The sequence below is a fragment of the Veillonella parvula DSM 2008 genome (assembly GCF_000024945.1).
In the GTDB taxonomy this organism is placed as follows: Bacteria; Bacillota; Negativicutes; order Veillonellales; family Veillonellaceae; genus Veillonella; species Veillonella parvula.
Genome location: NC_013520.1, coordinates 414,489 through 439,327 on the forward strand (window position 1 = coordinate 414,489; position 24,839 = coordinate 439,327).

The window sequence follows — 24,839 nt, forward strand, 5'->3', positions numbered from 1 at the left end:
TATAGTAGAGACAAATAATATGGGGATGTTATTTATTAGTACTATAGTGTTAAGGAATACTGAAATCAAATATTCATATATGTAAGGGTATATAAAAAAGACCGACTACATTCCTAGTGAAGGACTGTAATCGGTCTTTTTGTTTTATAGATATAAACTACTTTAAATCATATATTCCAGATTAAATGTAAGCTAAATATAAATCTAAAACCAAATATAGACATTATTATATTAGAATTGTAATGTTTTGATTCTTTCAACGGAACGAATTGTATTTTCACGGCTACCGAATGCTGTTAAACGAAGGTAACCTTCGCCGTGAGGTCCAAAGCCAGAGCCTGGTGTAGAGACAATTTGAACTTGTTCGAGCAAGATGTCAAATAATTCCCAACTTGTCATGTTACCAGGCGTTTTAAGCCAAATATATGGAGCGTCCACACCGCCATATACAGTAAGGCCGATAGATTCAAGTCCTTCTTTGATGATGCGAGCATTTTCTTTGTAGTATGCGATGTTAGCACGAGTTTGCTCACGGCCTTCTTTTGTGTATACTGCTTCAGCACCGCGTTGGATGATGTAAGGAACACCATTGAATTTAGTGCATTGACGGCGGTTCCACATAGGGTTTAGCGGTTGGCGTTCACCCGATTTAGTTTTGCCAGTTACTTCTTTAGGCACAACTGCGTAAGCACAACGGGTACCAGTGAAACCTGCAGTTTTGGAGAAGGACCGGAACTCGATAGCTACTTCGCGAGCGCCTTCGATTTCGTAGATAGATTTTACAGTGTCTTCTGTGCTAATGAAAGCTTCGTAAGCGGAGTCAAACATCAAAATCGCATCATTATCTTTACACCATTTGATCCATTCTACTAAACGAGCACGGCTTAAAACAGTACCAGTAGGATTGTTAGGCGAGCAAAGGTATACAATGTCTACTCGTTCAGACGGGAATTCTGGAGAGAAGTTGTTTTCTGCATAAGTAGGGAGGTATACAACCTTTTGGAAGATGCCATCTACAGATTCGCCAGTACGACCACCCATAACGTTGGAGTCTAAGTATACTGGGTACACAGGATCTGTGATAGCAATGATGTTATCTTCGCTGAATAACTCTTGGATATTACCAACGTCAGATTTTGCACCATCGGAAACGAATACTTCGTCAATAGCAATATCTACGCCTAATGGTTTGTAATCGCCATCAACAATAGCTTGACGTAAGAAATCATATCCCTGTTCAGGGCCATAACCTCGGAATGTTTCCGCTTTTCCCATTTCTTGAACAGCTTTACTCATAGCATCGATAATTGCTGGAGCAAGAGGTAATGTAACATCGCCGATACCAAGACGAATAATATCTGCATCTGGATGAGCAGTTTGGTATTCATTTACCTTTTTAGCAATATTAGCAAATAAATAAGAACCTTGAAGGTTTAAGTAGTTTTCATTGATATTAGCCATGATGACTCCTTTTTATAATCAGATTTCTCTATATATAGTAAATTATATAGAATAATGACGCAAGGATTTTCTATAGAATTTCTAGTTTATATAAATATTGTTTTAGTTTATCACTATAAAAGGGCGTATTATGGGGAATTTATTACTCGTTAATTATGTTAAAGTATATATAGATAAAGAGATTATTAGCATTGAATTAATCTCTTCATTGTTTACTCATAAAATAACTGTTGATATAATGAGTTTATGAGTTAATATCTTGATTGTTTGTATGTAATGAGAGCTAAATTGTTGGCTGTGTTTAGGGGCGTAAATTGTTTTTTGGAGGGATATTATTATGGTAGCTTGTAAGATGTCTATTAAGAAAATTTTTGATCGGATTAAGCGCGTTGATAAGTTTGAAGAGTTTAAAACAACCTATGGCATAACTCTTTCTGATGAAAAGGGAAACATAAAATTTGCAGCCAATTTTTATAAGTCAGCTATTGTAAATTACAAGGGGTATGTAAACGGCTCTAAAGACCTATATAGTGAAGTTATTGCCGAATCCCTTGTGAATGATAGTTTTATAAAAGATTGGTTAAATTTAATACCCGTAAGACCAGAACATTTTAAGATAAATCATCCGAATAAAGATGAAAACGTGGATGCCCTAAAAATTACTAATCGAAAAGAGGAAATATTAGCGAAGCTATTGTTTTATCAAGGTGAAGTTGCTGGATTAGGCTATATTTTTGATTGCCAAACACCATTAAAAGCGACAAAAAATGATTCTTATGGGAAAATAGATTTATTAGGTTATAACACTGATGATAAATGTTATTCTGTCATTGAATTAAAATATCGTCCATCTGGTAGTGAGGAAACTTTACTACGATGTGTTTTAGAGGCTTATACATATTATAAGCTGCTAGATATAAAACAGATTAATTCTGCTGTTGGCCATGATGGTATACAGAAACTAAAGAAATTACCTAGGTATGAACATACGAATGAAGCAGAGTTAGTCGTTTTATTTGATGAAAAATCTTGTACCGAAGATGACGGTGGAGCAGAAACTAATTTGATGCTTCGTATTGATCCAAATGAACCTAATAATCCTAGGTATCCATCCAAAACTGTTGTGTCACAACAGTTTAAAGAATGTAAAGAATTGATTGATTCTAGTAAACGTAAGGAGTTACAAACTTTATGTGAAGGAATTTTGGCACAAGAGCCTCATTTAAAACAAATTCGATTTGTTGTATTGCGTGCTGATACAGATAGTAAATCTTCTTATCCAACTAATATAAAAGGTTGGTCTAGAAAATTAGATCGATTATATCAAGCAGAGACATTACTAACTATTCCTAGTAAAGGTTAAGTATGAATATAATTATCCATCGTGGCACTCATCAGATTGGTGGCAGTGCCATAGAAATAAGTACAGCATCTACTCGTATTATATTGGACTTTGGTAACGAATTAAGTTTAGATGAAAAGTACATACCTATCAAACTAGATATTGATGGAGTTACAAAGGGAATACCTAATTGTGATGGAATTCTGATTTCTCATTATCATATGGATCACTTAAGACAACTAACCTCTGCATTACCAGAAATACCATTATATATGGGGAAACTGAGTAAGGAAGTGGCTATGATAGCAACTGAACATCAAGATAAAGATTTATATTTACGTTTGTTAGGTGCAAATACATTTCGTGGAGGCGAAGCCTTCACTATTGGAAATATACATATTAGACCTTTGGTTATCGACCATAGTGCTGTGGATAGTTATATGTTTGTCATTGAAGCAGAAGGTAAACGTGTCTTATATACAGGTGATTTCCGGATGCATGGGTTGCGTAGTCATATAGTAGAGAAATTAGTTAAAACCTATATAGGCGAGGTTGATGTATTAATTACAGAGGGAACATTAGTATCTCGTGGTGTTAATGATGGTATATCTGAAGCTGCTGTGTTAGAGGATATTTATTCGTATATCCAAGATGGAAAATATGTTTTCGTTATATGTTCATCTACGAATATTGACCGTATTATCGGAATTTGGCAGAATATGCCAAGTGATAAAGTTTTAATTTGTGATGCTTATCAGAAAAGAATATTAGATACTGTGATTAATAATGTATATTATGAAAGCTCTTTGTATCGTAGACATGATAGCCCACTAGTTCTTAATAAAGGATCGTATCCTAAATATTATGTGGATCATGGGTTTGTATCCTTAGTAAGAGGAACAGAATATTTTATTTCTCATATTAAAGAGTTTCCTAAGGATGATGTACGTATTATATATTCTATGTGGACAGGATATATTGAAGAAAACCTAGCGTTGAAAACTTTGTTAGAGACCTACCCAACCTATATATGTCATGCCAGTGGTCATGTGTCTAAAGATGATTTGACTAAGTTTATAGAACTAGTTAATCCCGACGCTATTATTCCGGTTCATACTGATAATCCTGAGAGATTAGAGAAATTAGTTCCTCATAGAAATGTGTATGTTGTTAATGATAATGAGCCATTTATCATATAAATTTTCGAAGAATTTCTGTTTATGTTGTATAATAAGTAAAAAGAGAGCCATCAACGTGTGGTTGCGTTAGGCTCATCTTATAAACATTTTTTAGGATTGCCTAGCGTGCGAGTATTTTGAATACTCTGTTGCGTTAGGCATTTATCTTTACTCTACTTTGGGCATAGTATTTTACTATGCTTTTTTGATGAAAGTATATCAAAACTATATAGCATTAACATTGTTTTTGATATAATCTAAATAAATACATATTATAGTGTGGTTTTATATGAAAGTGGTGTCTTTATGCTGACGATTAGCAATAAAGGATGGCTTTTTACGTCTATATTAAGTGCTTTGATGGCGTTTACATCGTTGTCAACGGATATTTATTTGCCAGCTATGCCTGAGATGGGGCGTGATCTCAATGGTGATGCGGAGCTTACGTTGACGGGGTTCTTAATCGGGTTTGCGCTAGCTCAGCTTTTTTGGGGCGCCGTTAGCGATAAAATTGGTCGTAAGAAGCCACTTATTATAGGGATAGTTTTATTTATCATTGGTTCTGTAGGCTGTGCCTTGAGTTCCTCTATGATGGAGTTATTGGCTTGGCGTGTGTTTCAGGCATTTGGTGCCTGTGTAGGACCGATGCTGTCGCGGGCTATGATTCGGGATTTATATGGTCGGACTGAGGCGGCTAAAATGTTATCTACATTAGCCATTGTCATGGCCATAGCTCCTATAGCAGGGCCAATGTTAGCAGGGCATTTACTCGTATGGTATACATGGCATTCCATATTTTGGTTGCTTGTTGCTATCGGTATTTTAATGCTCGTTGCCGTATTGGTGATTCCTGAGACACATCCCTTAGAAAAGCGTAGTAAAAAGTCTATAGGTCATACCTATAATAATTATTGGATTTTATTGCGCAACAAAGGTTTTATGAAATATACCCTATGTGTTAGCTCATTTTATATTGCCATTTATGCGTTTTTAACGGGATCGCCTTATGTATATATAGATGTGTATGAAGTGCCTAAAGAATATTTTGGTTATCTCTTTTCTGTCAATATTATTGGTGTTATGTTGTTAAGTGCTATTAATCGTCGTATTGTTAGTGCTATACGCCTCGATAGACTATTGAAATATGCCACACTATTTGCTGCTATTTGTGTATCCATTGTTATGGGGCTGATGTTTTTAGGTTACCATTCACTGTGGTTAATCGTTATTGGCTGTTTTTTATTCTTTTCCATGAACGGCATTATTGCAGCAGTAACAAATGCATTAGCTTTAGATAGAGCAGGTAGAATGGCTGGATCTGGGGCGGCACTATTAGGTGCCATGCAATATGGTAGTGGTATTGTGTCATCGTTGATACTTACCTTCTTACCAAATGATACGGCCTATCCTATGATGGGGGTAATAGCCATATTTGTAATTATCTGTGCTATGATTGCCTTTCCTGAGGATGAAAAATATAATCGTATATAATATTGGTGAAAGCAAGGACTTAAACTGAGCCCTTGCTTTCATCATTTTTTTAGGTTATAATAGTAAGGCTTATTGATGGTAAGCACTTCCTACCCCTATGTGTCGATAGGGGCATTAGTCCGAAAGAGGAGGTGATTTTGTATGAACAAATACGAAGTCATGTTTATTGTGAAACCAGCTGAAGAGGAAGCAACTAACGCTGTTATTGAAAAAGTAGAAGCTTTAATTGCTCGTGTAGGCGGCACAGTAGAAAAGGTAGATCGTTGGGGCAAGCGTCGTCTTGCTTACGCGGTGAAGAAATTCACTGACGGTTTCTATGTATTGATCAACTTTGAAGCAGCTCCTGCTGAAATCAAAGAAATCGATCGTGTATTGAAAATCAACGATGAAGTCCTAAGACATCTAATTGTTAAACACGAAGCATAATTAAAGCCTGGAGGAAAACATGAACTCTGTACAAATTCTAGGTAATTTAGCTCGTGATCCTGAAGTACGCTATACCAAAACTGGTCGTGCGGTAGCAACTTTTACAGTGGCTGCTACAAATACCTATATTGATTCCACAACAAATGAGACGAAAGAACAAACTGCTTTCATCAACTGCGTTGCTTGGGGTAAACTTGGTGAAGCGGCAGGCAATCTTCGTAAAGGCAGTCGTTGCTTTGTAGAAGGTCGTTTGCAAACTCGTTCTTACGAGACTCAGGACGGTCAAAAACGGTACGTTACTGAAGTGGTAGCGAACTTTGTGGGCCAATCCCTTGATATGAATACTAATTCTTTCGAAGGTGGGTCCAATTTTGATAGTTTCAGTACAGGCGGCGATGACGAAAACATCCCGTTCTAGTGTCAGGGACTCCTACTAATTCGAAAAGGAGGATTCGCAATGAGAAGAGATAGAGGCAGAAAGCCAAGAAGAAAAGTATGCGTTTTCTGTGCAGACCATATCGATCAAATCGACTATAAAGATGTTGCTAAACTTCGTCGTTTCACGACTGAACGCGGTAAAATCTTACCTCGTCGTATTTCCGGTACTTGCGCAAAACATCAACGCAAATTGACTACATCTATCAAACGTGCACGTGCAATTGCTTTATTGCCATTCACTGCTGAATAATTGATGAATCAAGGCGGTACAACCATTTGGTTGTGCCGCCTTTTTGCGTTTGGTCCATGATTCACATGGAAGTTCTTTGAATTTATTTAACTGGAGATGTTAGAAGGCTATATTAGGGATTGAAGCTTATTGTATAGATTGTTGTATAAAGGTATAGAATAAAAATAGATAGGGCCTATGCGTTTAGAGCATAGGCCCTATCTATTTCCTTTGATTCTCATTAATTATCGTAGTTACTTGTTGTAATAAATATTCATAAAAATAGATATAGTTATTTGAAGTTAAAAATTTGAATAATTTAATAAATAATAGGTTTTATATGACTAATCTATATAGATTAGTTAATCAATCTTATGCATACGATTAGAAATATTTATACTATAATACAAATATACATATATAGCTGTAAAGTTCAGTGAAAGGTGGTAAGTACATGGGATTTTTGAAAAAGGATATATCCCGTCGCCAGTTTATTGGTGGTGCTTTAGCTTTAGCGGCGGCCTCAGCGGTACCTTCGTTTATACGTGGTGCCTACAAGCCAACACAGTCTGACTCCCTTCAAGTGTGGACTTGTGGTGGGTTATCGGAAGCATTTCTTGATTTGAATCAGGTCTATACGATGCACACAGGGCACAATATCCAGTACACTGGTGCCTTTGCAGGGGCTATTGGTAAATCTTTGTTAGCAGAAAAAAGTCGCACCGAAATCTTTGGAGCTCGCGGATTAGAGTTAGCAAAAAATATGCGTAAAAAAGGGATAAGTATCGCTTTTGAGCCGCTGTGTTTTACAGACTACGTCATAGTCACACCTAAAGGTAATCCTGCCGGTATTCGTGATCTTAAAGATATGGCGGAGCCCGGTGTGCGCGTCATGTTGCCGTTGGGTGCATCTCCTCCAGGTAGTGCATCTGTAAAGGGCGTCATGAAACTGTCTGGGTTAACCGATGGCATCATGAAAAACTTGATAGCAGAAAATGCTTGTGTTATCTCCATGATGTGTGATCTCGTAGAAGGCAAGGCCGATGTATCCATCATTGAAAAACGCCTTACCACACATGACCGGTTTAAGGATCGTATCGAATATTTCGACATACCTGCACAGTTTGTGCCGCCTGCACCGCTGACTTTCACCATTAACACGATGAAATATGTACAAGATCGTGCGTTGGCTGCCGATTATATTGAATTTACACGTTCCCAAGAAGGACAACAAATCTTAGAAAATCACGGATTTACATCCGTTCATAGTGCGAGAGGTCTCGATTTGATAGAAAGGTTTGGTGTAAAAGATGTGTAATCAATGTCCATCATCTACAACCTGTGGGGCTCAAACAAGCTCTGGTATATCTGGAACTAAGGCTCCTAAGAATTTAACGCTTTGGCGTCGTATCGTTCAATTTGTCTTTCTCTTTATTATGGGAAAATGGGTATATTATGGTATATTCCGATGCCCGTATATCGTGCCGTTTGTAAACTGTGAAAGCTGCTCCATGATTACCTGTTGGGGCCGTATTACGACGTATTTCTATGCTTGGTGGATTGTTTTGCCTATTATGGTGGTATTCTTTGGCCGTGCATTTTGTAGCTGGTTCTGTCCAAGTGGATGGGTTAACCAAATGCTGGGAAAAATATCTATGGGACCACTAAGGAATCGTAAACATTACATGCGATACCTTCAACTCGGCATGGTAGCCACTATAATTTTAGGTCTTATTGTGTATTTCAAATTTGGTAATCCTCGTATTATGATCCCAATACGGACAAGTGATGAATATTTTAATGCCGTTATTTTATCTATGCAATTTTCCGACTGGTATTGGGCGGCTCGTACTATAACTGTAGTTTCCATCATTGCTGGTTCCCTTATTATTGCTAATGCATGGTGTCGATTTGTATGTCCTTTCGGTGGCATCATGGAATTGCTTCGTAAGATTTCTATTTTTAGAATTTATAAAACGAATGAGTGCGACAACTGTGATGCGTGTTTACGCGTTTGTGAAATGGGGACACGACCAAATGAAATGAATTGTACCAACTGTGGTGATTGTTTACATGTTTGCCATAAGGATGCCATTAGATTTGGTCGGAAAGGTTAGCTATGAAAGAGATTCAAGGACAAAGTTTCCTACAAAACCATCCGTGTTACAATAAGGATGCTTCTGCTAATTGGGGTCGTCTACATTTACCAGTAGCTCCCAATTGTAATATTCAGTGCAATTATTGTAATCGTATGTATGATTGCGCGAATGAAAATAGACCTGGTGTAACGCAACATGTATATACGCCACAAGAGGCAGCGGCTTTTGTACGCAAGGTATTTGAAGCTCGTCAAGATATTTCCGTAGTAGGTATTGCAGGACCAGGGGATCCTATGTGTGATGCAGATAAGACACTTGAAACGTTTCGACTTGTTAAAAACGACTTCCCTCATGTCATGCTATGTTTATCTAGTAATGGATTAGCAGTACCTGATTATGTTAATGACATTGCTGACTTAGGAATTACGCATGTAACGATTACGGCTAATGCCATCGATCCAGAGATTGCAAAAAATGTATATTCCATGGTTCGCTATGAGGGTAATATCTACAAAGGAATCGATGGGGCCCGTATTTTATTAGAGCGTCAGGCTGAAAGTATCCGAAAACTAAAGGAAAAGAATATCATTGTTAAGATTAATACTGTAGTAGTGCCTGATGTAAATATGGACCATGTGCCAGCAATCGCTAAACAAGCAGAAGCTTGGGGTGTCGATTTGATGAACTGTATTGCTATGATTCCAGTTCACGATACGGTCTTTGAAAATCACCGAGGCCCAACTTCAGAAGAAATCGATAACATGCGTCAATTTATTGGTCACTATGTGCCTCAAATGACACACTGCAAACGCTGTAGAGCTGATGCTATCGGTCGTTTATGCGAAGCGTAGAAGCATAAAAGGCTATATACCGAAGTATATAGCCTTAATGGTTATGTATTATTTAGTATTTTTAACGATTTTATGTAGAGCAGATAATGCAGATTCCACATCTTTATGTGTGTTGGCATAGCCAAAGGAGAAGCGTACTGTTCCTTCTGGATAGGTTCCTAGCGTTTGGTGTGCTCGCGGGGCACAGTGGAGACCAACACGCGTCATGATGTGATAGGTAGACTCTAGTTCGTAAGCAATACTTGCTGCATCCATGCCATCAATGGTGATGGATACGACGGCTGTTCGATCTTGAATATCTTGCTTGCCAATGATGTTAATGCCATCTATCGGTCGTAAGCCTTTGAGGAAGGCTTCTGTCAATGCGAGTTCGTGGTTATGAATGTTTTCCATACCCTTCGATTCAATAAAGGCGAGACCTTCGTTGAGACCTATGATGCCTGGTAGGTTTAAAGTGCCTGATTCGAAGGCGTCGGGCATATTAGTAGGCATCGTTTCTAAATGTGAGAAACTACCTGTGCCACCAGCAATAAGAGGGGTTAAGGATTGAGCCATTTCTTTGGTTAAGATCATGCCACCAATACCTTGAGGGCCTAATAAGCCTTTGTGACCTGTAAAGCAGAGGGCATCTATTTGAGATTCTTTTACATCGATAGGCATGATACCAGCCGTTTGTGCTGCGTCTACAATAAAATGTAGATTATGCTCTTTGCAGATTATACCGATTTCTTTAACGGGTTGTATGGTTCCACATACATTGGACGCGTGATTAATAATTATAGCTACTGTATTTGGACGAATGAGTGACTCAATAGCGTCTAATTTGATAGAACCTGTAGTATCACAAGGGATAGTATCAAAGGTAATATCTTCATTGAGTAGCTGTGTGAGCGGTCTTATGACTGCATTATGCTCCATAGAGCTAATCAGTACATGGTCTCCTGCTTTCAATAGCCCCTTGATGACCATGTTTAAGCTCATCGTCACATTTTGTGTAAAGATGACATGTGATGGATCATGGCTGTTGAATACGTTGTTTAGTCGTTGTCTTGTTGTATAGATAATATCCTCTACATCATAGGCGAGGGCATAGGAGCCACGGTTGATGTTGATACCGTAGTTCGTTAAATAGTCTGACATGGCATTAGCCACATTTGGAGCTTTGGGAAATGTGGTGCTCGCATTATCTAAATAGATATACTTCATAGGTAATCTCCATGAATAACAAGATGTATTTATGGTTATTATATCATGAGTATTGTGCTTGATCGGGTAGGAGCACATACTTATATAGTTTTAGTTCTTGTAGTTTGAAAGGAGTTTATTATGAGTGGGGCTCATGAAAAAAGAAATTTAATTATTGCAGGCCTTATAATTGGTGTTATTGCAGGTTTTCTCGTATTAGCCGGAAATCCAGGTAACATGGGCTTCTGTATTGCTTGCTTTGTTCGTGACACCGTAGGTGCTCTTGGTCTACATCGTGCTGCACCGGTACAGTACATTCGTCCAGAAGTTATCGGTCTTATTTTAGGGGCCTATGTATTGTCCATGATTCGTGGCGAACACCAAAGTAAAGGTGGTTCCTCTCCAATTATTCGATTTATTCTTGGTTTCTTTGTTATGATTGGTGCTTTGATGTTCCTTGGTTGTCCACTTCGCATGATTTTGCGCCTTGGTGGCGGTGACCTGAATGCTCTATTTGGTATCGCTGGCTTTGCCGGGGGCGTAGGGATTGGTACTATATTCTTAAAACGCGGTTACTCTTTACAACGTACGTATGCATTGAGCAAATTAGAATCTGCTATCATGCCAGCTATCCAAGTTGGTTTACTTGTACTAGTAGTGACAGCTCCTGCGTTTATCTTCTTTAGTCAAAAAGGACCGGGCGCTATGCATGCACCTTGGTTAATTTCATTGGCAGCAGGCCTTGTGGTAGGTGGCTTATCTCAATTTAGTCGCCTTTGTACCGTTGGTGGTTTTCGGGATTTATTCTTGTTCAAAAAATCCATTCTTATCTTTGGTTATTTAGCGGTTCTCATTGGTGTATTCGTTGTGAATATTAGCTTTGGTAATTTCCATCTTGGCTTTGAAAACCAACCAATTGCACATACAGATGGATTGTGGAACTTCCTAGGTATGGCGCTTGCAGGTTTCTGTAGCGTATTGCTTGGGGGCTGTCCATTACGTCAATTAATCATGACTGGTGAAGGTAATTCTGATTCCGCTGTTACAGTGCTTGGCCTTGCGGCTGGCGCAGCATTTGCTCATAATTTCGGCTTAGCTGCCTCTGGTGCTGGTCCTACACTAAATGGTGAAATTGCTGTAGGTGTCGGCTTTGTGGTAGCGTTCATTATTGCTGTACTTAATACAAAACGTTCAAATGCTTAGCCTGGAGATGGTTAACTTGGAAATGTTTAGATCATGTATGGTATGATCAACATATAGTATGAATGTATTTTACTATTTTATTCGTTATTGATAGCTAGAATTGAGTGATAGCTAGAATTGAGTGTCTATGAAATATATCGCCACTTTTTACTCTCATTTTGGAGCGATTCGCTTCAAGCGTGAAGCCCCAGAAGGGGTAACTAATATAGAACTACGTCCTGTACCACGGAATCTTAGTTCGTCCTGTGGAACGAGTGCTTCCTTTGAGGCTGATGAAAGTTTTACTTTCACGGAGGATCCTACAGAGGAAATTGAACAAATAGTGGCTGTTACAGTTGAAGGTTATAGAACTATATTTGAAAGCTCAAATGAGTAAATTATATAGACTGTTTGGTTCAGTATTGATGCATAGTTGGTATGATTCGAATTCTCTTTCTTAGTTTATTACGATAACCATTAATCACTTTGGTAAAATAGTAGAGGTGCATTTTGATACATTGTTAAGTGTGGTTTATAAATATATAATTTTTATAGATAAATATATATAATTTGTTAAAAGATTATAGATTTTTTTCGAATAGGACTATAAAAATTAGATGAAGTATTATATAATAATATCTACAGTATGTATTACAGTAGAACAGTAAAATAAATCCATTGATAATGTACGCTACTATTGCAGTATTATACAATTAGTATTAATGATAAGGGAGATTGTAAGACTTTGAAAAGAGTATTAACCTTAACATTAGCCGTGGCCATCGTTGCCGGTGGCTATATGTTTGAGGCTAATGGGGCGGGAGAACAACCTTCTAAACAGGCACCATCTATATCTGAGATAAATATATATACGCCAAAAGAGCTTAATGCACGTCAGAAAGACTTGGTTGAAATTGGCCGCTATACTGCGTCTGGTGATCAAGGTGCATTAAAGAGTGTAATTGCATCTGCTATTGAGCGAGGCACGTTGACGCCACAAGAGGTGAGTATTGCCATTCGTCAACTTTACTCTGCTGCTGGCTTGAAACAAATGAATGCTGCTTTAGCTACATTTGATCAATTACGTGATGAACGCCCTGAGTTTGGCGATGAGTACGAAAAATTGGTACCAAAGCAAACAGGACTTAGTGCTTTATTGGGGAATGGCACTAATGGGGCACCTTTAACAAAGCCGAAAGCTGAGGAAGCAAAAGAGGGGGTTCAATATAATACGTTCCGTATGAAAAAACCAAAACCTCAAAATCGTAATCGTTCACGTCTAGGTAAATTGGACCGTGAATTGGTCGCTGCGGCAGCATTAGGTACTCGAGTTGGTAAAAATAATCTTTTCACTGCAGCTGAAAAGAGTTTATCTGAACTTGGCCTAAGTCAATATCAAATTGAAAATTTAGAAGCTATGATTTTCCAATAAAATGTAGACCTATTTCTTCGGAAGTAGGTCTTTTTTTATAAGAAGTGCTTTCATAGTCGTAGTGATTCGTATTAAATACATAGAATCTAATTGACGTTTAATGTCCCCTTTTCTATAATTAATAAGATAGGTATATGACCTGTAATAATAAATATAAACAAATATAAACATATTTTTAAAAATAGATGTAAGGAGAAAGTATGCGCCTTCGTAGAAAACCATGGATTGATGAAGCTATCCACGAATATGACTCTCATATTATTTTGTCTGGCCAAGAAGCGTATAAAGGCAAGTGGTGTGAATTATTTGAACATCCTGAGTACCCATTATATATGGAGCTAGGGACGGGGAAAGGTCGCTTTATTGCGGGGATGTCTGAAGCGTATCCAAATGCTAACTTCGTAGGTTTTGAAGTGCAGCTGGGGGTTATTTATTATGCAGCACAAAAAATCTTTGAAGGGGAGCGGAACAATGCAAAGGTATCTTTATTTGATATCGCAGGTATTGAAGAGATAGTAGCACCAGGTGAAGTTGATCGTTTCTATATTAACTTCTGTGATCCCTGGCCTAAGGCGAAACATGCAAAACGCCGCCTTACATATCACACATTCCTCGACCGTTATGCTCGTCTTTTGAAAGATGGTGGTGAAGTCCACTTCAAGACGGATAATGAACGATTGTTTATGTTTTCTCTCGAAGAATTCAAAGAATGCGGTTGGAAGCTTAAAAATGTAACGTATGATTTACATAGTACGGATCTTCCAAATGTAAAGACTGAATATGAAGAAAAATTTAGTGAAAAAGGTCAACCTATTTTCCGCTTAGAAGCAATTAAGCCAAAAGTACAAAAGGAGGCTTAACATGGAAACACCGAATAAGGGGGATAGTCGGTGGGGCTCACTCTTTAAAAATGACTTACAAGGTATGCTCTTACCTATTCTTCTCATTACAATTATAGGTAGTGTAAATATCTTTAGTGCTACTTATATCAGCTCTATCTATGAAAATACAGGATTATTAGGCTACTTTTTAAAGCACATGACATTCTTGCTTTTGTCTATGGCGGTAGGCGTTATTTTGTATCGTTATGATTACCGTCAGTTACAGAAGCCTCACATGTTGCAAAGAATTATGATTGTTACATTAATTGGTATGATTTTGGTTCTTGTGATTGGTGCTGTCATTAATGGTGCGCGTCGTTGGATTGTTATTGGTCCTGTATCGATTCAACCTTCAGAATTTGCGAAATTAGCGGCCTTGATATGGACAGCGGCTAAATTGAGTACTATGCGAAAATGGGGAAAACCAAGGCATATTAACCCACTCATTAATTTACAAGGTTATTTTAGTGAACGTATAAGTTATATGTTGCCGATGTTAATATGGCCAACTATATTTGCAGGATTGACAATCTTGCAACCAGATATGGGCACTACCGTATTGATTTTTGGCTTTTCATTTGTGCTCATCTATTTAGCAGGTTTTGATGGAAAATTCTTTGGCGGAGCTTTTGCGATAGCTGGATTTCTTGGCTTTATTGCAGCTCGTATGTCGCCATATCGTTGGGAACGTATTCAATCTTGGTTTGACCCTTGGCCTCATGCACAGGATATGGGGTATCAAACCGTTCAAGGCTTGTTGGCTGTAGGTTCTGGTGGCATTTTAGGCGAAGGCTTTATGCAAGGTACATCAAAGTATTTTTACTTACCAGAGGCACACACGGACTTTGCTTTTGCTGTATGGGCGCAAGAAATGGGCTTCATTGGTGCAGTGTTTGTTGTCGTTCTGATTGCAGCTTTTACCTATTTTGGGTTCCGCATTTCTAATAAGGCTCGTGATGAATTCGGGAAATGGTTAGCAATGGGAATAACATTGCTTATCAGTGGTCAGGCCTTGTTTAACATCGCCATGGTATGTGGTATTATGCCTGTAACAGGGGTACCATTACCGTTTGTTAGTTATGGCGGCTCTTCATTACTGATGAATTTCATGGCTATTGGGTTGTTGGCAAGTATTGGTCGTCGTAATGTAGAAGGGGTAAAACCAGTTGGTACAGCTGAACCATTACCATCTTTGCGTGAAGAAACACAAAGTCGTTTCAAGCCTGCCGCTCCAAAGCGTACTAATAAGACAAATATGCCTGGACCGTTTAAACCACAGCCTTCTAAAAAGTCGACTCGTAGACAGACTAAATTTGAACGTTAATATCTAACTTATGTATCATAAGATGAATCTGTTTGTGTAAATTCATAGAGTATATTTAAGGACTGTACTATATGAACTTAGCATCGTTATATTGTGTATGAGGAGAAACGATGAAAGATTATATTGATATTCAAGAACGCCCATCATGGGGCCGAATGTTACCACTTAGTTTTCAACATTTATTTGCCATGTTTGGCTCTACTGTATTAGTACCGTATTTATTAAAAGTAGATCCAGCAACGGCATTGTTTATGAATGGTATTGGTACATTATTGTACTTATTTGTGTGTAAGGGCAAGATCCCTGCATATCTTGGTTCTAGCTTTGCCTTTATTGCGCCTGTAGCAGGTGTGTTATCTGCAGGTCTTGGTTATGAAGCTGCAAAAGGGGCCTTCGTTGTATTTGGTCTATCTTTTGTTATTTTATCTATTCTCGTACGTTATATTGGTACGCGTTGGATTGATAAATTATTCCCACCAGCTGCTATGGGTGCTATCGTAGCTATTATCGGCTTAGAATTAGCGCCAGTAGCGATGAGTATGTCTGGACTTATCGGCAATCAAGATTTAGGCATGAGCCATAGCCAAGCTATTATTATCTCTATGTTTTCCTTAGTTGTTACCTTGCTTGGATCTGTTGTGTTCCGTGGTTTCTTAGCTGTTATTCCTGTTCTTATTGGTGTTGTCTCCGGCTATGTATTGTCTGCTGTGATGGGAGTTGTTGACTTCTCTGGTGTAGAAGCTGCTCCTTGGCTTTCGTTGCCTCAGTTCTACGGCATGCCTGTATTTGATATCAATGCAATTATCATGATTATGCCGGCGCTCTTTGTAGTATTTGCAGAGCATGTTGGTCATTTAGTTGTTACTAGTAATATCGTCGCTAAAGACTTGATGAAAGAGCCAGGTCTACAAAGATCCTTGCTTGGTGATGGTCTTGCAAATATTCTTTCTGGTTTCTTCGGTGCTACACCAAATACGACATATGGTGAAAACATCGGCGTACTTGCTATCACTCGTTGCTTCAGCGTATGGGTAATCGGTGGTGCCGCAGTTTTAGCGATGATTGTGTCCTTTGTAGGTAAAGTGGCAGCTCTTATTCATGCTATTCCGGTACCTGTTATGGGTGGTGTATCTATTTTATTGTTCGGTATCATCGCAGCATCTGGCTTGCGTATGCTTGTAGAACGTAAAGTAGACTACACAAATCCTGTTAATATGATTCTTACATCCGTTATCCTTGTGGTAGGTCTTAGTGGTGCAGAACTCGCGGTTGGTCCTGTTGTATTAAAAGGGATGGGCCTTGCCACTGTAGTAGGCATGGCTATGAGCATTAGCTTGTTAATCCTTCAAAAAACAGGTATTGGCAACGATCAATTGAAAAAAACAGAAGTATAATATCATAGGTCTTTAAAATCTTGGAGTAGAATCTTGAGATTATAAAGTAAGTTGATTTGTACACAAAATAAACGACTACTGAACTAGGTTGAACCTGAGTAAGTAGTCGTTTTTATTTAGTGTCTTTATAATTTATCCTCAATATTGTATAATGAACATATCAGTTGTATAAAATTAATTTAAGAGAGGAGGCCCTATGGAGTTTTTGATATGGATGGCTATCGGCGTTGCCTTGATGGCGGTAGAACTCGTAGTACCAGGCGGTATTTTAGGTCTTATCGGTTATTGCGCATTCCTGTGGGGCGTTTATGTAGCTCTTGGGGAAGGCACGGTAGCATTGTATGCCGTGCTAGGATTAACAGCCTTGTTAATTGTCATTATCATCGTGTTCTTTAATCACTTTGAAAAGACTTGGATAGGCAAATTGTTTACCTTAGGGCAACGATCTACGACAAAAGCTGGTTATGTATCTAATGATGTATTAGAAGATTTGGCTGGCAAGGAAGGCGTAGCTCATACAACACTGCGCCCTGCAGGTATTGCTAAAATTAATGGTAATTTGGTAGATGTTGTGACCGAAGGTGACTTCATCGATGCCGGTTCACCTATTGTGGTACTTCGTGTTGTAGGTGGCCGCAATATTGTTAGAAAGCGTGATTAAGCTTTCGCAACATCGTTGTAAATAATGGAGGTTATTATGGATGTAGGTATTTTAATTTTGATTCCCATTTTGCTGATTGGTATTATGGTATTCTTATATGTTGTGCCATTAGGGCTTTGGGTATCCGCTCTAGCAGCGGGCGTTAACGTAGGTATCTTTACACTTGTAGGTATGCGCTTACGTCGTGTAAATCCATCTCAAATCGTAATGCCTTTGATTAAAGCTAATAAAGCAGGTCTTGATGTGAATGTAAATCAGTTGGAAGCTCATTACCTCGCAGGTGGTGACGTTGACCGCGTTGTAGATGCTTTGATTGCCGCTGAACGGGCATCTATTCCGTTGACCTTTGAACGTTCCGCAGCTATCGACCTCGCCGGTCGTGATGTATTGGAAGCGGTTCAAATGTCCGTTAATCCTAAAGTGATTGAAACTCCAATTATTTCTGCGGTAGCAAAAAATGGTATCGAATTGAAAGTTCGTGCTCGTGTTACTGTACGTGCGAATATCGATCGCCTCGTTGGGGGTGCTGGTGAAGCCACAATTATTGCCCGTGTAGGTGAAGGTATCGTAACGACTGTAGGTTCCTCTGAAGAACATACAGATGTATTGGAAAATCCAGATCACATTTCCCGTACTGTATTGGGTAAAGGCCTTGATGCGGGTACTGCATTCGAAATCTTGTCCATCGATATCGCTGACGTAGACGTGGGACGTAACATTGGCGCTCAATTGCAAACTGACCAAGCGGAAGCGGATAAGAAAATCGCTCAAGCTCGTGCGGAAGAACGTCGTGCAATGGCTGTTGCTACAGAACAAGAAATGCGTGCTAAAACACAAGACATGCAAGCTAAGGTTGTGGAAGCACAAGCTGAAGTCCCTAAAGCATTGGCAGAAGCTTTCAGAAATGGTAATCTTGGCGTTATGGATTACTACAATATGAACAATATTATTGCAGACACTAAAATGCGTGAAAACTTAGCAGATGGTGAATAGGAGTAGCTATGGACTCTATTTTGTCTTCAGTGCTATCCATCTTTTCGCATAATCCAATCTTTGTTTTAGGTATCATAGCGTACATTGCTTTTTCCATTATAAAAAATAAGAATACTGAAGAGTCTGAAGAGTATGATGAGTATGAAAGCTCTGGTGGCGGAACTTGGGAAGATATGGAGCGCGAATATGGCATCTCCATAGAACGCAAGGTAGATGAACCGTCTATAGATGATTTGTCTAAGGTTGATGACTTTTATCGGGACTCTTATGAAGATAAACCGATTGTAAATCAGCAACCAGAAGCACCATCGAAAACTATGGAGGACATACATTTCAATGAAGAGGCTGCAGCAGCTCAACGAGATATTGAAGCCTTATCAATGAAAAGTTCCAGTAGCAATCCGAGTTATACTACCAGTAAGACTCGCTTAGATAGAGAAGCTGTTACGGGGCCGACCTTAAGTGAAAGACTAGCTGAGTTTAAACGAGATAAAGTAGCTAAAGAGGGGCAAGTTCTTATTGAAAATGTAGGCATTACAACTGCGCCTACTGCTCTAGCTGCGACTTCAACTCGCGGTCGTAAATCTAATCATGCTTTAAAAGAGGGCATGAAATGGTCCATCATTTTAAGTAAACCTAAAGCTCTTGAACGTAGATACCGTTAATGAAGTAATCTATTTATAAGTGTATAAACTAATTATGGTTTTATTGGAACATAAATAATAATGGATTGTGCACTGATGTGGTATAGCAACCATACTGTCACATATCATAATGTGGGGCATATAATTACATATTGAAAGAGGTTCCTATTGGTCACCTATGTGACTATTAGGAACCTCTTTTTTATTGTTTTTTCTTAGTGAAACTTTCACAATAATAGGGGAAGGAGTTCGTTTATAAGGAAGGGCAAAATTATGTATCGAAATGTGCGTGTTATACCAAAACAGCTGTTGCAGCAATTATATATAGAGAAACAATGGAGCGTTCGCGATGTGGCGGATTATTTTCAATGTAGTGTTGATACCATCATGCGCCGTATGAAAGCGTACGATATCGAACGGAGGCCTCTGAAGAAAGAAATCAATATGGTCCATGTACAAGCTTTGTATGAGACCGGTAAGTGGTCGCTCCATTCATTAGCGAAGCGTTATGATGTGTCTATTACGACGATAGCGAATCGCTTGAAAGAATATGGATTGGCTTGTCAGCAATCAAATAAAAACGTCTCTATAGATGTAGTACGTATATGTAGGGCTTATAAAAGTGGAAATAGTACAGATGCCATTGCTCGTATGTATGGTATATCTCGATGGAAAGTTCACCATGTATTGCGGCATATGGGGAATTGCTTAATTCCTAAAGTTCGAAAGCCTATGCGCGTAGAGGAGATGGCTTATTTATATATTCATCATCACATGAGTACAGATGACATTGGCCTAGCTTATGGGATACGTGGTTCTACAGTGGCAATTTATTTGCGAGAGCAAGGTATAGAAATAAGGGCAAATACTCTTGATCTAGACGAAAATAAGATTAAAAAACTCCGTGCTCAAGGTTATGGAGTTGCAAAGATTGCACAGGTGATGGGTTGCTCTACCTCTGCTGTGCGAAAGCGTCTAGCTATGAAAAAATATATCTCTCCTTGATGTAGTGTGGTAGATACTATATACTTAAATTTATACAATGATGGGAGGAATATTATGCTCGAAATTATATCTGCTTTAACACCGTTTTTATTACTGGGCTTAGTGGCTGCTGGTTTATCTCGCCTTTCTGGGGTAGCCTTATCTATGGTTGTAGTACCAACTTTATTGATTTGGGGTGCAACTGCCGTTGACGTAATCGCCTTTATGTTGCTCTTTGTGGTGTACAACAACTTCACTATGGAAACACAAGATATTCGTTTAGATTATAAAGATCTTGTCTTATTCCCTAAATGGCGCTTGTGCATTCCCTTCATTTTGAGTTTGGTAAGCGCGTTCTTTGTTCCTGCTGCAGGCATTGCTGTTTTTATGGCTTGCTTTGTTTTAGAGTTATTGGCTACTGTGTATAAACGCATTCCTGAAAATAAACGACCTCGTTTACAGCGCGTAATAGTAGCATCGATTTTGAGTGCTGTTGCAACAGCTGTAGGTGCTTATGCAGGTCCTAAAATTCCTAGTGAATTCTACTTTGTCTGTGTAGGCTTAGCCATTTTAATCGTTACGGACTTTGCATGGTATGCCGGCAAGCATAGAGATGCTTTTAGAAACGTATGGGATAGCATTTGGGCTGGTTTTAATATATTCTTAGGCATGTTTGGTGTAGAAGCTTCATATTATCCAGCTGCACTTACGCGATCTATTCCAAATCCAATGGATCGCATGTTGCCTATGGTTACTGTAGTAGGTGGCTATGCAGGCCTTATGGTAGTATTCGGCTTTTATAACATTTTTTCTATACCGTCTTTGATTACAGCTATTGGTGCTGCTATAGGGATACGCCTCTTTGGTATGTATGAATTTCCTCGGAATGGCAGTTTCTCTTATTTAGCAATCGGTTTTGCCGTGGCTGCTGTAATTTGCTTGTATCTCGTATCTCCAATACCAGTTGGTTTTGATCATATTAATACCTTGGTTTCTCAACCAATTGGTCAATAATGATAGATAATGTAAGTTTATTGATATATTTTAATAAGTTCTTTAGTTGCTTTCACATAGGAGCTAATTGGATTATAATGTGTGATATATCTCATATATTGTATTAAAAATTAAGTTCATATTAGAATGTGAAAGGAGTTGATGCTATATGGCAGAAACAATTGAAACAAGACCATTCCCTCCATTCTTACCAAAGAAGGCAACAGTCATGATGATGGGCACATTTCCTCCAGAACAATCAAAACGTGCTATGGAATTCCATTATCCAAATTTCCAAAATGATATGTGGCGTGTTTTTGGCCTCGTATTCTTTGATGAAAAGGATCATTTTAGAAATGGTGAGGAAAAAGCGATGGATCCTGAGAAGATTAAAGCCTTTTTGTCTGAAGCTGGAATTGCATCTTGTCCTACTGTTTTGAAAGCTATTCGAGAAAAAGGGAATGCATCTGATGCATTTCTTAAGGTCGTTGAACCAGTTCCACTTGCGGACGTACTGGAGCAAATCCCTGACTGTAAGCATATTGGTACAACAGGCGGCAAGGCTACGGAGATTTTATTGAGCCTTTTACCAGAAAAGGTTAAATTACCTAAAACTGGTGAAACAATTCCTTTTGTATTTAATGGTCGGGAATTGACATTGACACGTTTGCCATCTACATCACGCGCCTATCCGTTGAGCCTACCGAAAAAGGCTGAAGCGTACAAGAATTTCTTCAAAGCTTGTGGTCTAAAAACAAAATAAATATTTAAAGTAGCACCTTTAATAGTTGGCTTTGAGTCTTTTGGTCTCATCTGTCGCTATTGAAGGTGTTTTTATATCGTAAAAATATATGAGATATTAAAATGGAAATTAATGCGTATTTATTGTGAATATGTAGTTTGTTATAAATAAAATTGATGAGATATATAATATTTTAATTCTTGTTTTTTATAATGAGAGGTTTATAATTAACCGTTGTCGCAAACTGGTTGACAATAATTTAAAAAATGGAGTTGATAATATGGATAAGGCTAAGGAGGCCTTGTGGACAAAATCCTTTGTCCTTGATACTTTGATTAATTTCTTAGTATTTTTAATTTATTATTTATTAATTGTTATTATTGCGGTTGTAGCAAAAGATAATCTTCATGCTACGGCTAGTCAAGCGGGACTTGCTGTTGGTATATATATTATTGGCACCGTTGTAGCCCGTTTGTTGGCAGGACGGTTTATCAGTATTCTAGGGTGTCGCAAGATGCTTTATTTAGGGTTATTGATTTACTTGATTTCAACAGCTATGTATTTCTACACACCTAATTTACTAATGCTTGATAGTGTTCGTTTCTTAAATGGTTTTGCTTATGGTATTACATCTACTGCTACAAGTACTATCATAGCTGCTATTATTCCTACGTCACGCCGTGGGGAAGGGATTAACTATTATGGCTTATCTACCTCTCTCGCCGCTGCAGTAGGGCCATTCTTAGGTATCTTGATGCTTCATAGTCTTGGTTATGATTTTATCATCGCATTCTGTGTTGCACTTATCATCTTCTGTGGTATTGGCTCAGTCATCATGAAATTTAATGAACCTAAACTTGGTATCGAATCTGAAGCACATAAGGGCATTAGAATCTCGGACTACATTGAACCTCGGATGAATTCAATCAGCCTTGTTTCTATTCTAGTCGGCTTTGCCTACTCTGGTGTTATTGGCTTTATGGCGGCTTACACAAAAGACCTAGATCTTATTATGGCGGGCACCTTCTTCTTTGTTGTATATGCTGTAGTTATTACTATAACAAGACCATTGCTTGGCATTGTTTTCGATATGAAAGGGGAAAACTTCGTTCTCTATCCTTGTTTTGTATCCTTAGCACTTGGTATTTTCTTATTATCCATCGCTCACTCCACATGGCTTGTGCTTTTATCGGCTGTGTTTGTTGGCCTTGGATATGGTACATTTATGTCCAACGGACAAGCTGTTACTGTTAAGATAGTACCTGTTCATCGTATTGGTGTTGCCACATCTACATACTTCATTGCCTTGGATATGGGGCTTGGCTTTGGCCCCTATATTTTAGGTGCCGTTAAAGAGGTTGTAGGTTATGCTAGTATGTTCCATGTAACTGTTGTTGTTGCGCTCCTTGCGCTGGTTGCCTATTATTTATTATATGGCCGTTATGTGGGGACTGAGAGAGACCTCTCGTTGAAAGCTCGCGCTGAAGAAGAAGAAATTAGGAATCGCAAACATAATGGTAAGCTTGCGTAAAATGTAAAATAAAAGGACTATACGAGCCTAGGCTCGTATAGTCCTTTTTGGTTATCTAGTACTGCTTTGCTAATATTATTATTTTTCAATATTTACAATATTAACGATAACTTCAACAGCTTTTTTCATATCATCGATACATGCGAATTCATGACGACCATGTAGATTTTCTACGCCTGTAAAAATATTTGGTGTAGGAATGCCCATGAAGGAGATTTTGGATCCATCTGTGCCACCGCGAATAGGATCACAAATAGGTGTAATTCCAGCTTTTTTCATTGCTGCTTTGGCTACGTTTACGCATTCCATATTGTCTTTGATGATATCGTACATGTTATAGTATTGGTCTTTTACAGAGACCTCACATACTTCACGCCCATATATTTCATTCAATGTTTGACCTGCTTGTAAGAAGAATGCTTTTTTTGCTTCGAACAATTCCTTATTATGATCGCGGATAATATAGTTCATTTTGCCGGTATCTACTTGTGTTTCCATGCTCATGAGCATAAAGAAACCTTGGCGACCACATGTGTGCTCAGGAACAGCTGCTCCTGGTAATAAAGCATCAAATTGCATAGCTAGTTTAGCACAGTTGATCATAATGCCTTTGGCAGTACCTGTGTGAACAGATACGCCTTTGAGGGTTACTGTACCGCCAGCAGCGTTAAAGGTTTCATATTCGAGTTGGCCTAGGCTTTCACCATCGATAGTGTAAGCATAGTCTACAGGAAATTGTTTAACATCGAAGTGGTCAGCACCAGTACCGATTTCTTCATCTGGACCGAAAGCACACATGATTTTACCATGTTTAATTTCTGGGTGAGATACGAGATAGGCGAGGGCTTCCATGATTTCACAGATGCCAGCCTTGTCATCACCACCAAGAAGTGTTAGACCATCGGTTACAACTAAGGACTTGCCAATGTAATTTTTTAGGTTAGGAAAATCTGTACGACGGGTGAAGATTTGATGTTCTTCGTTAAGGCAAATATCACTACCATCATAGTTTTCTACGATACGAGGCTTAATATTTTCTGCGTTATAATCAGCTGTATCCATATGGGCAATGAAGCCGATGGAAGGGGTTTTCTCATCAGTATTAGCATGTAATGTGCCGATGACAAAACCATTTTCACGATTATAAATAACCTCATCTAATCCTATTGCTTTTAAATCGGGGACGAGCACATTCGTAGCAAAGTCTACTTGAGTTTGAGTACTAGGAATGGTTGTACTTTCCTCATTAGACCGTGTATTTATGCTCGTATAGCGTACAAAACGTTCGACCATTGATTCCATAATGAGCCTCCTCGTAAGTAAACATACGTGTTATACAGGGCAGTATACGATACCGTTACATAATAGAGATTCTTAA

At 38.6% G+C, this 24,839-nt stretch carries 25 protein-coding genes; 22 read left to right on the forward strand and 3 right to left on the reverse strand.

Features of this window, described 5'->3' with window-relative positions; genetic code table 11:
* Window positions 1-231: 231 nt before the first annotated feature.
* Window positions 232-1,461 carry an LL-diaminopimelate aminotransferase gene (locus tag VPAR_RS01650; protein WP_012863903.1) on the reverse strand — a complete coding sequence of 410 codons (1,230 nt, stop codon included), beginning with the start codon at window positions 1,459-1,461 and terminating at the stop codon, window positions 232-234.
* A gap of 337 nt (window positions 1,462-1,798) precedes the next feature.
* On the opposite strand from VPAR_RS01650, the gene VPAR_RS01655 reads away from it, so the two are divergent.
* From VPAR_RS01655 to VPAR_RS01695, 9 genes are all read left to right on the forward strand, one after another.
* Window positions 1,799-2,824, forward strand: coding sequence for a hypothetical protein (locus VPAR_RS01655; RefSeq protein ID WP_012863905.1), 1,026 nt, complete (start codon window positions 1,799-1,801; stop codon window positions 2,822-2,824).
* 2 nt (window positions 2,825-2,826) lie between these two features.
* Entirely contained in the window at window positions 2,827-4,002 is a 1,176-nt protein-coding gene (locus VPAR_RS01660) for an MBL fold metallo-hydrolase (RefSeq protein WP_012863906.1), read from the forward strand.
* A 285-nt stretch (window positions 4,003-4,287) separates the two neighbouring features.
* Window positions 4,288-5,472 (forward strand): multidrug effflux MFS transporter, encoded by a 1,185-nt coding sequence (locus VPAR_RS01665; RefSeq protein WP_042466684.1) that lies wholly within the window; start codon window positions 4,288-4,290, stop codon window positions 5,470-5,472.
* 141 nt (window positions 5,473-5,613) lie between these two features.
* Window positions 5,614-5,898: a 30S ribosomal protein S6 gene (gene rpsF, locus VPAR_RS01670; protein WP_004693799.1), complete on the forward strand. Its 285-nt coding sequence runs from the start codon at window positions 5,614-5,616 to the stop codon at window positions 5,896-5,898.
* A 19-nt stretch (window positions 5,899-5,917) separates the two neighbouring features.
* Window positions 5,918-6,316, forward strand: a complete 399-nt coding sequence (locus VPAR_RS01675; protein WP_004693797.1) for a single-stranded DNA-binding protein — start codon at window positions 5,918-5,920, stop codon at window positions 6,314-6,316.
* A gap of 39 nt (window positions 6,317-6,355) precedes the next feature.
* Window positions 6,356-6,586: a 30S ribosomal protein S18 gene (gene rpsR / locus VPAR_RS01680; protein WP_004693795.1), complete on the forward strand. Its 231-nt coding sequence runs from the start codon at window positions 6,356-6,358 to the stop codon at window positions 6,584-6,586.
* 433 nt (window positions 6,587-7,019) lie between these two features.
* Window positions 7,020-7,883 carry a substrate-binding domain-containing protein gene (locus VPAR_RS01685; protein ID WP_012863908.1) on the forward strand — a complete coding sequence of 288 codons (864 nt, stop codon included), beginning with the start codon at window positions 7,020-7,022 and terminating at the stop codon, window positions 7,881-7,883.
* Window positions 7,876-8,682, forward strand: coding sequence for a 4Fe-4S binding protein (locus VPAR_RS01690; protein ID WP_012863909.1), 807 nt, complete (start codon window positions 7,876-7,878; stop codon window positions 8,680-8,682). The genes VPAR_RS01685 and VPAR_RS01690 overlap by 8 nt, the downstream gene beginning before the upstream one ends.
* 2 nt (window positions 8,683-8,684) lie before the next feature.
* Window positions 8,685-9,515 carry a radical SAM protein gene (locus tag VPAR_RS01695; protein ID WP_012863910.1) on the forward strand — a complete coding sequence of 277 codons (831 nt, stop codon included), beginning with the start codon at window positions 8,685-8,687 and terminating at the stop codon, window positions 9,513-9,515.
* 48 nt (window positions 9,516-9,563) lie between these two features.
* Here VPAR_RS01695 and VPAR_RS01700 read toward each other — a convergent pair whose 3' ends face one another.
* Window positions 9,564-10,721: an aminotransferase class V-fold PLP-dependent enzyme gene (locus tag VPAR_RS01700; protein WP_012863911.1), complete on the reverse strand. Its 1,158-nt coding sequence runs from the start codon at window positions 10,719-10,721 to the stop codon at window positions 9,564-9,566.
* 120 nt (window positions 10,722-10,841) lie between these two features.
* Between VPAR_RS01700 and yedE the strand changes: the two genes are divergently transcribed.
* The 13 genes from yedE to VPAR_RS01765 all read left to right on the forward strand — a co-directional run bounded on the left by yedE (window position 10,842) and on the right by VPAR_RS01765 (window position 23,461).
* Window positions 10,842-11,903 carry a YedE family putative selenium transporter gene (gene yedE / locus VPAR_RS01705; RefSeq protein WP_012863912.1) on the forward strand — a complete coding sequence of 354 codons (1,062 nt, stop codon included), beginning with the start codon at window positions 10,842-10,844 and terminating at the stop codon, window positions 11,901-11,903.
* A gap of 127 nt (window positions 11,904-12,030) precedes the next feature.
* Complete coding sequence (locus VPAR_RS01710; protein ID WP_004693778.1) at window positions 12,031-12,279, forward strand: putative Se/S carrier protein; 249 nt, start codon at window positions 12,031-12,033, stop codon at window positions 12,277-12,279.
* A gap of 348 nt (window positions 12,280-12,627) precedes the next feature.
* Complete coding sequence (locus VPAR_RS01715) at window positions 12,628-13,314, forward strand: carboxymuconolactone decarboxylase family protein (RefSeq protein WP_004697971.1); 687 nt, start codon at window positions 12,628-12,630, stop codon at window positions 13,312-13,314.
* Between the two features lie 200 nt (window positions 13,315-13,514).
* On the forward strand, window positions 13,515-14,174 hold the full coding sequence (trmB, locus tag VPAR_RS01720; RefSeq protein WP_012863913.1) for a tRNA (guanosine(46)-N7)-methyltransferase TrmB: 660 nt from the start codon (window positions 13,515-13,517) through the stop codon (window positions 14,172-14,174).
* Window position 14,175: 1 nt separating this feature from the next.
* Entirely contained in the window at window positions 14,176-15,519 is a 1,344-nt protein-coding gene (locus VPAR_RS01725) for an FtsW/RodA/SpoVE family cell cycle protein (protein WP_012863914.1), read from the forward strand.
* Between the two features lie 110 nt (window positions 15,520-15,629).
* A complete protein-coding gene (gene uraA / locus VPAR_RS01730) occupies window positions 15,630-16,913 on the forward strand; it encodes a uracil permease (RefSeq protein ID WP_012863915.1) in 1,284 nt (427 codons plus the stop codon).
* Between the two features lie 196 nt (window positions 16,914-17,109).
* Window positions 17,110-17,574, forward strand: coding sequence for an NfeD family protein (locus tag VPAR_RS01735; protein WP_012863916.1), 465 nt, complete (start codon window positions 17,110-17,112; stop codon window positions 17,572-17,574).
* A 36-nt stretch (window positions 17,575-17,610) separates the two neighbouring features.
* Window positions 17,611-18,567: a flotillin-like protein FloA gene (floA, locus tag VPAR_RS01740; protein ID WP_004693762.1), complete on the forward strand. Its 957-nt coding sequence runs from the start codon at window positions 17,611-17,613 to the stop codon at window positions 18,565-18,567.
* Window positions 18,568-18,575: 8 nt separating this feature from the next.
* Window positions 18,576-19,232 (forward strand): hypothetical protein, encoded by a 657-nt coding sequence (locus VPAR_RS01745; protein ID WP_012863917.1) that lies wholly within the window; start codon window positions 18,576-18,578, stop codon window positions 19,230-19,232.
* 252 nt (window positions 19,233-19,484) lie between these two features.
* Window positions 19,485-20,216: a sortase gene (locus VPAR_RS01750; protein WP_012863918.1), complete on the forward strand. Its 732-nt coding sequence runs from the start codon at window positions 19,485-19,487 to the stop codon at window positions 20,214-20,216.
* Between the two features lie 54 nt (window positions 20,217-20,270).
* Window positions 20,271-21,209 (forward strand): hypothetical protein, encoded by a 939-nt coding sequence (locus VPAR_RS01755; protein WP_012863919.1) that lies wholly within the window; start codon window positions 20,271-20,273, stop codon window positions 21,207-21,209.
* Between the two features lie 148 nt (window positions 21,210-21,357).
* Entirely contained in the window at window positions 21,358-21,951 is a 594-nt protein-coding gene (locus VPAR_RS01760) for a DNA glycosylase (RefSeq protein WP_008602839.1), read from the forward strand.
* Window positions 21,952-22,174: 223 nt separating this feature from the next.
* Entirely contained in the window at window positions 22,175-23,461 is a 1,287-nt protein-coding gene (locus VPAR_RS01765) for an MFS transporter (RefSeq protein ID WP_371079505.1), read from the forward strand.
* 78 nt (window positions 23,462-23,539) lie between these two features.
* Here VPAR_RS01765 and pepT read toward each other — a convergent pair whose 3' ends face one another.
* Complete coding sequence (gene pepT / locus VPAR_RS01770) at window positions 23,540-24,763, reverse strand: peptidase T (RefSeq protein ID WP_012863921.1); 1,224 nt, start codon at window positions 24,761-24,763, stop codon at window positions 23,540-23,542.
* Between the last annotated feature and the right edge of the window lie 76 nt (window positions 24,764-24,839).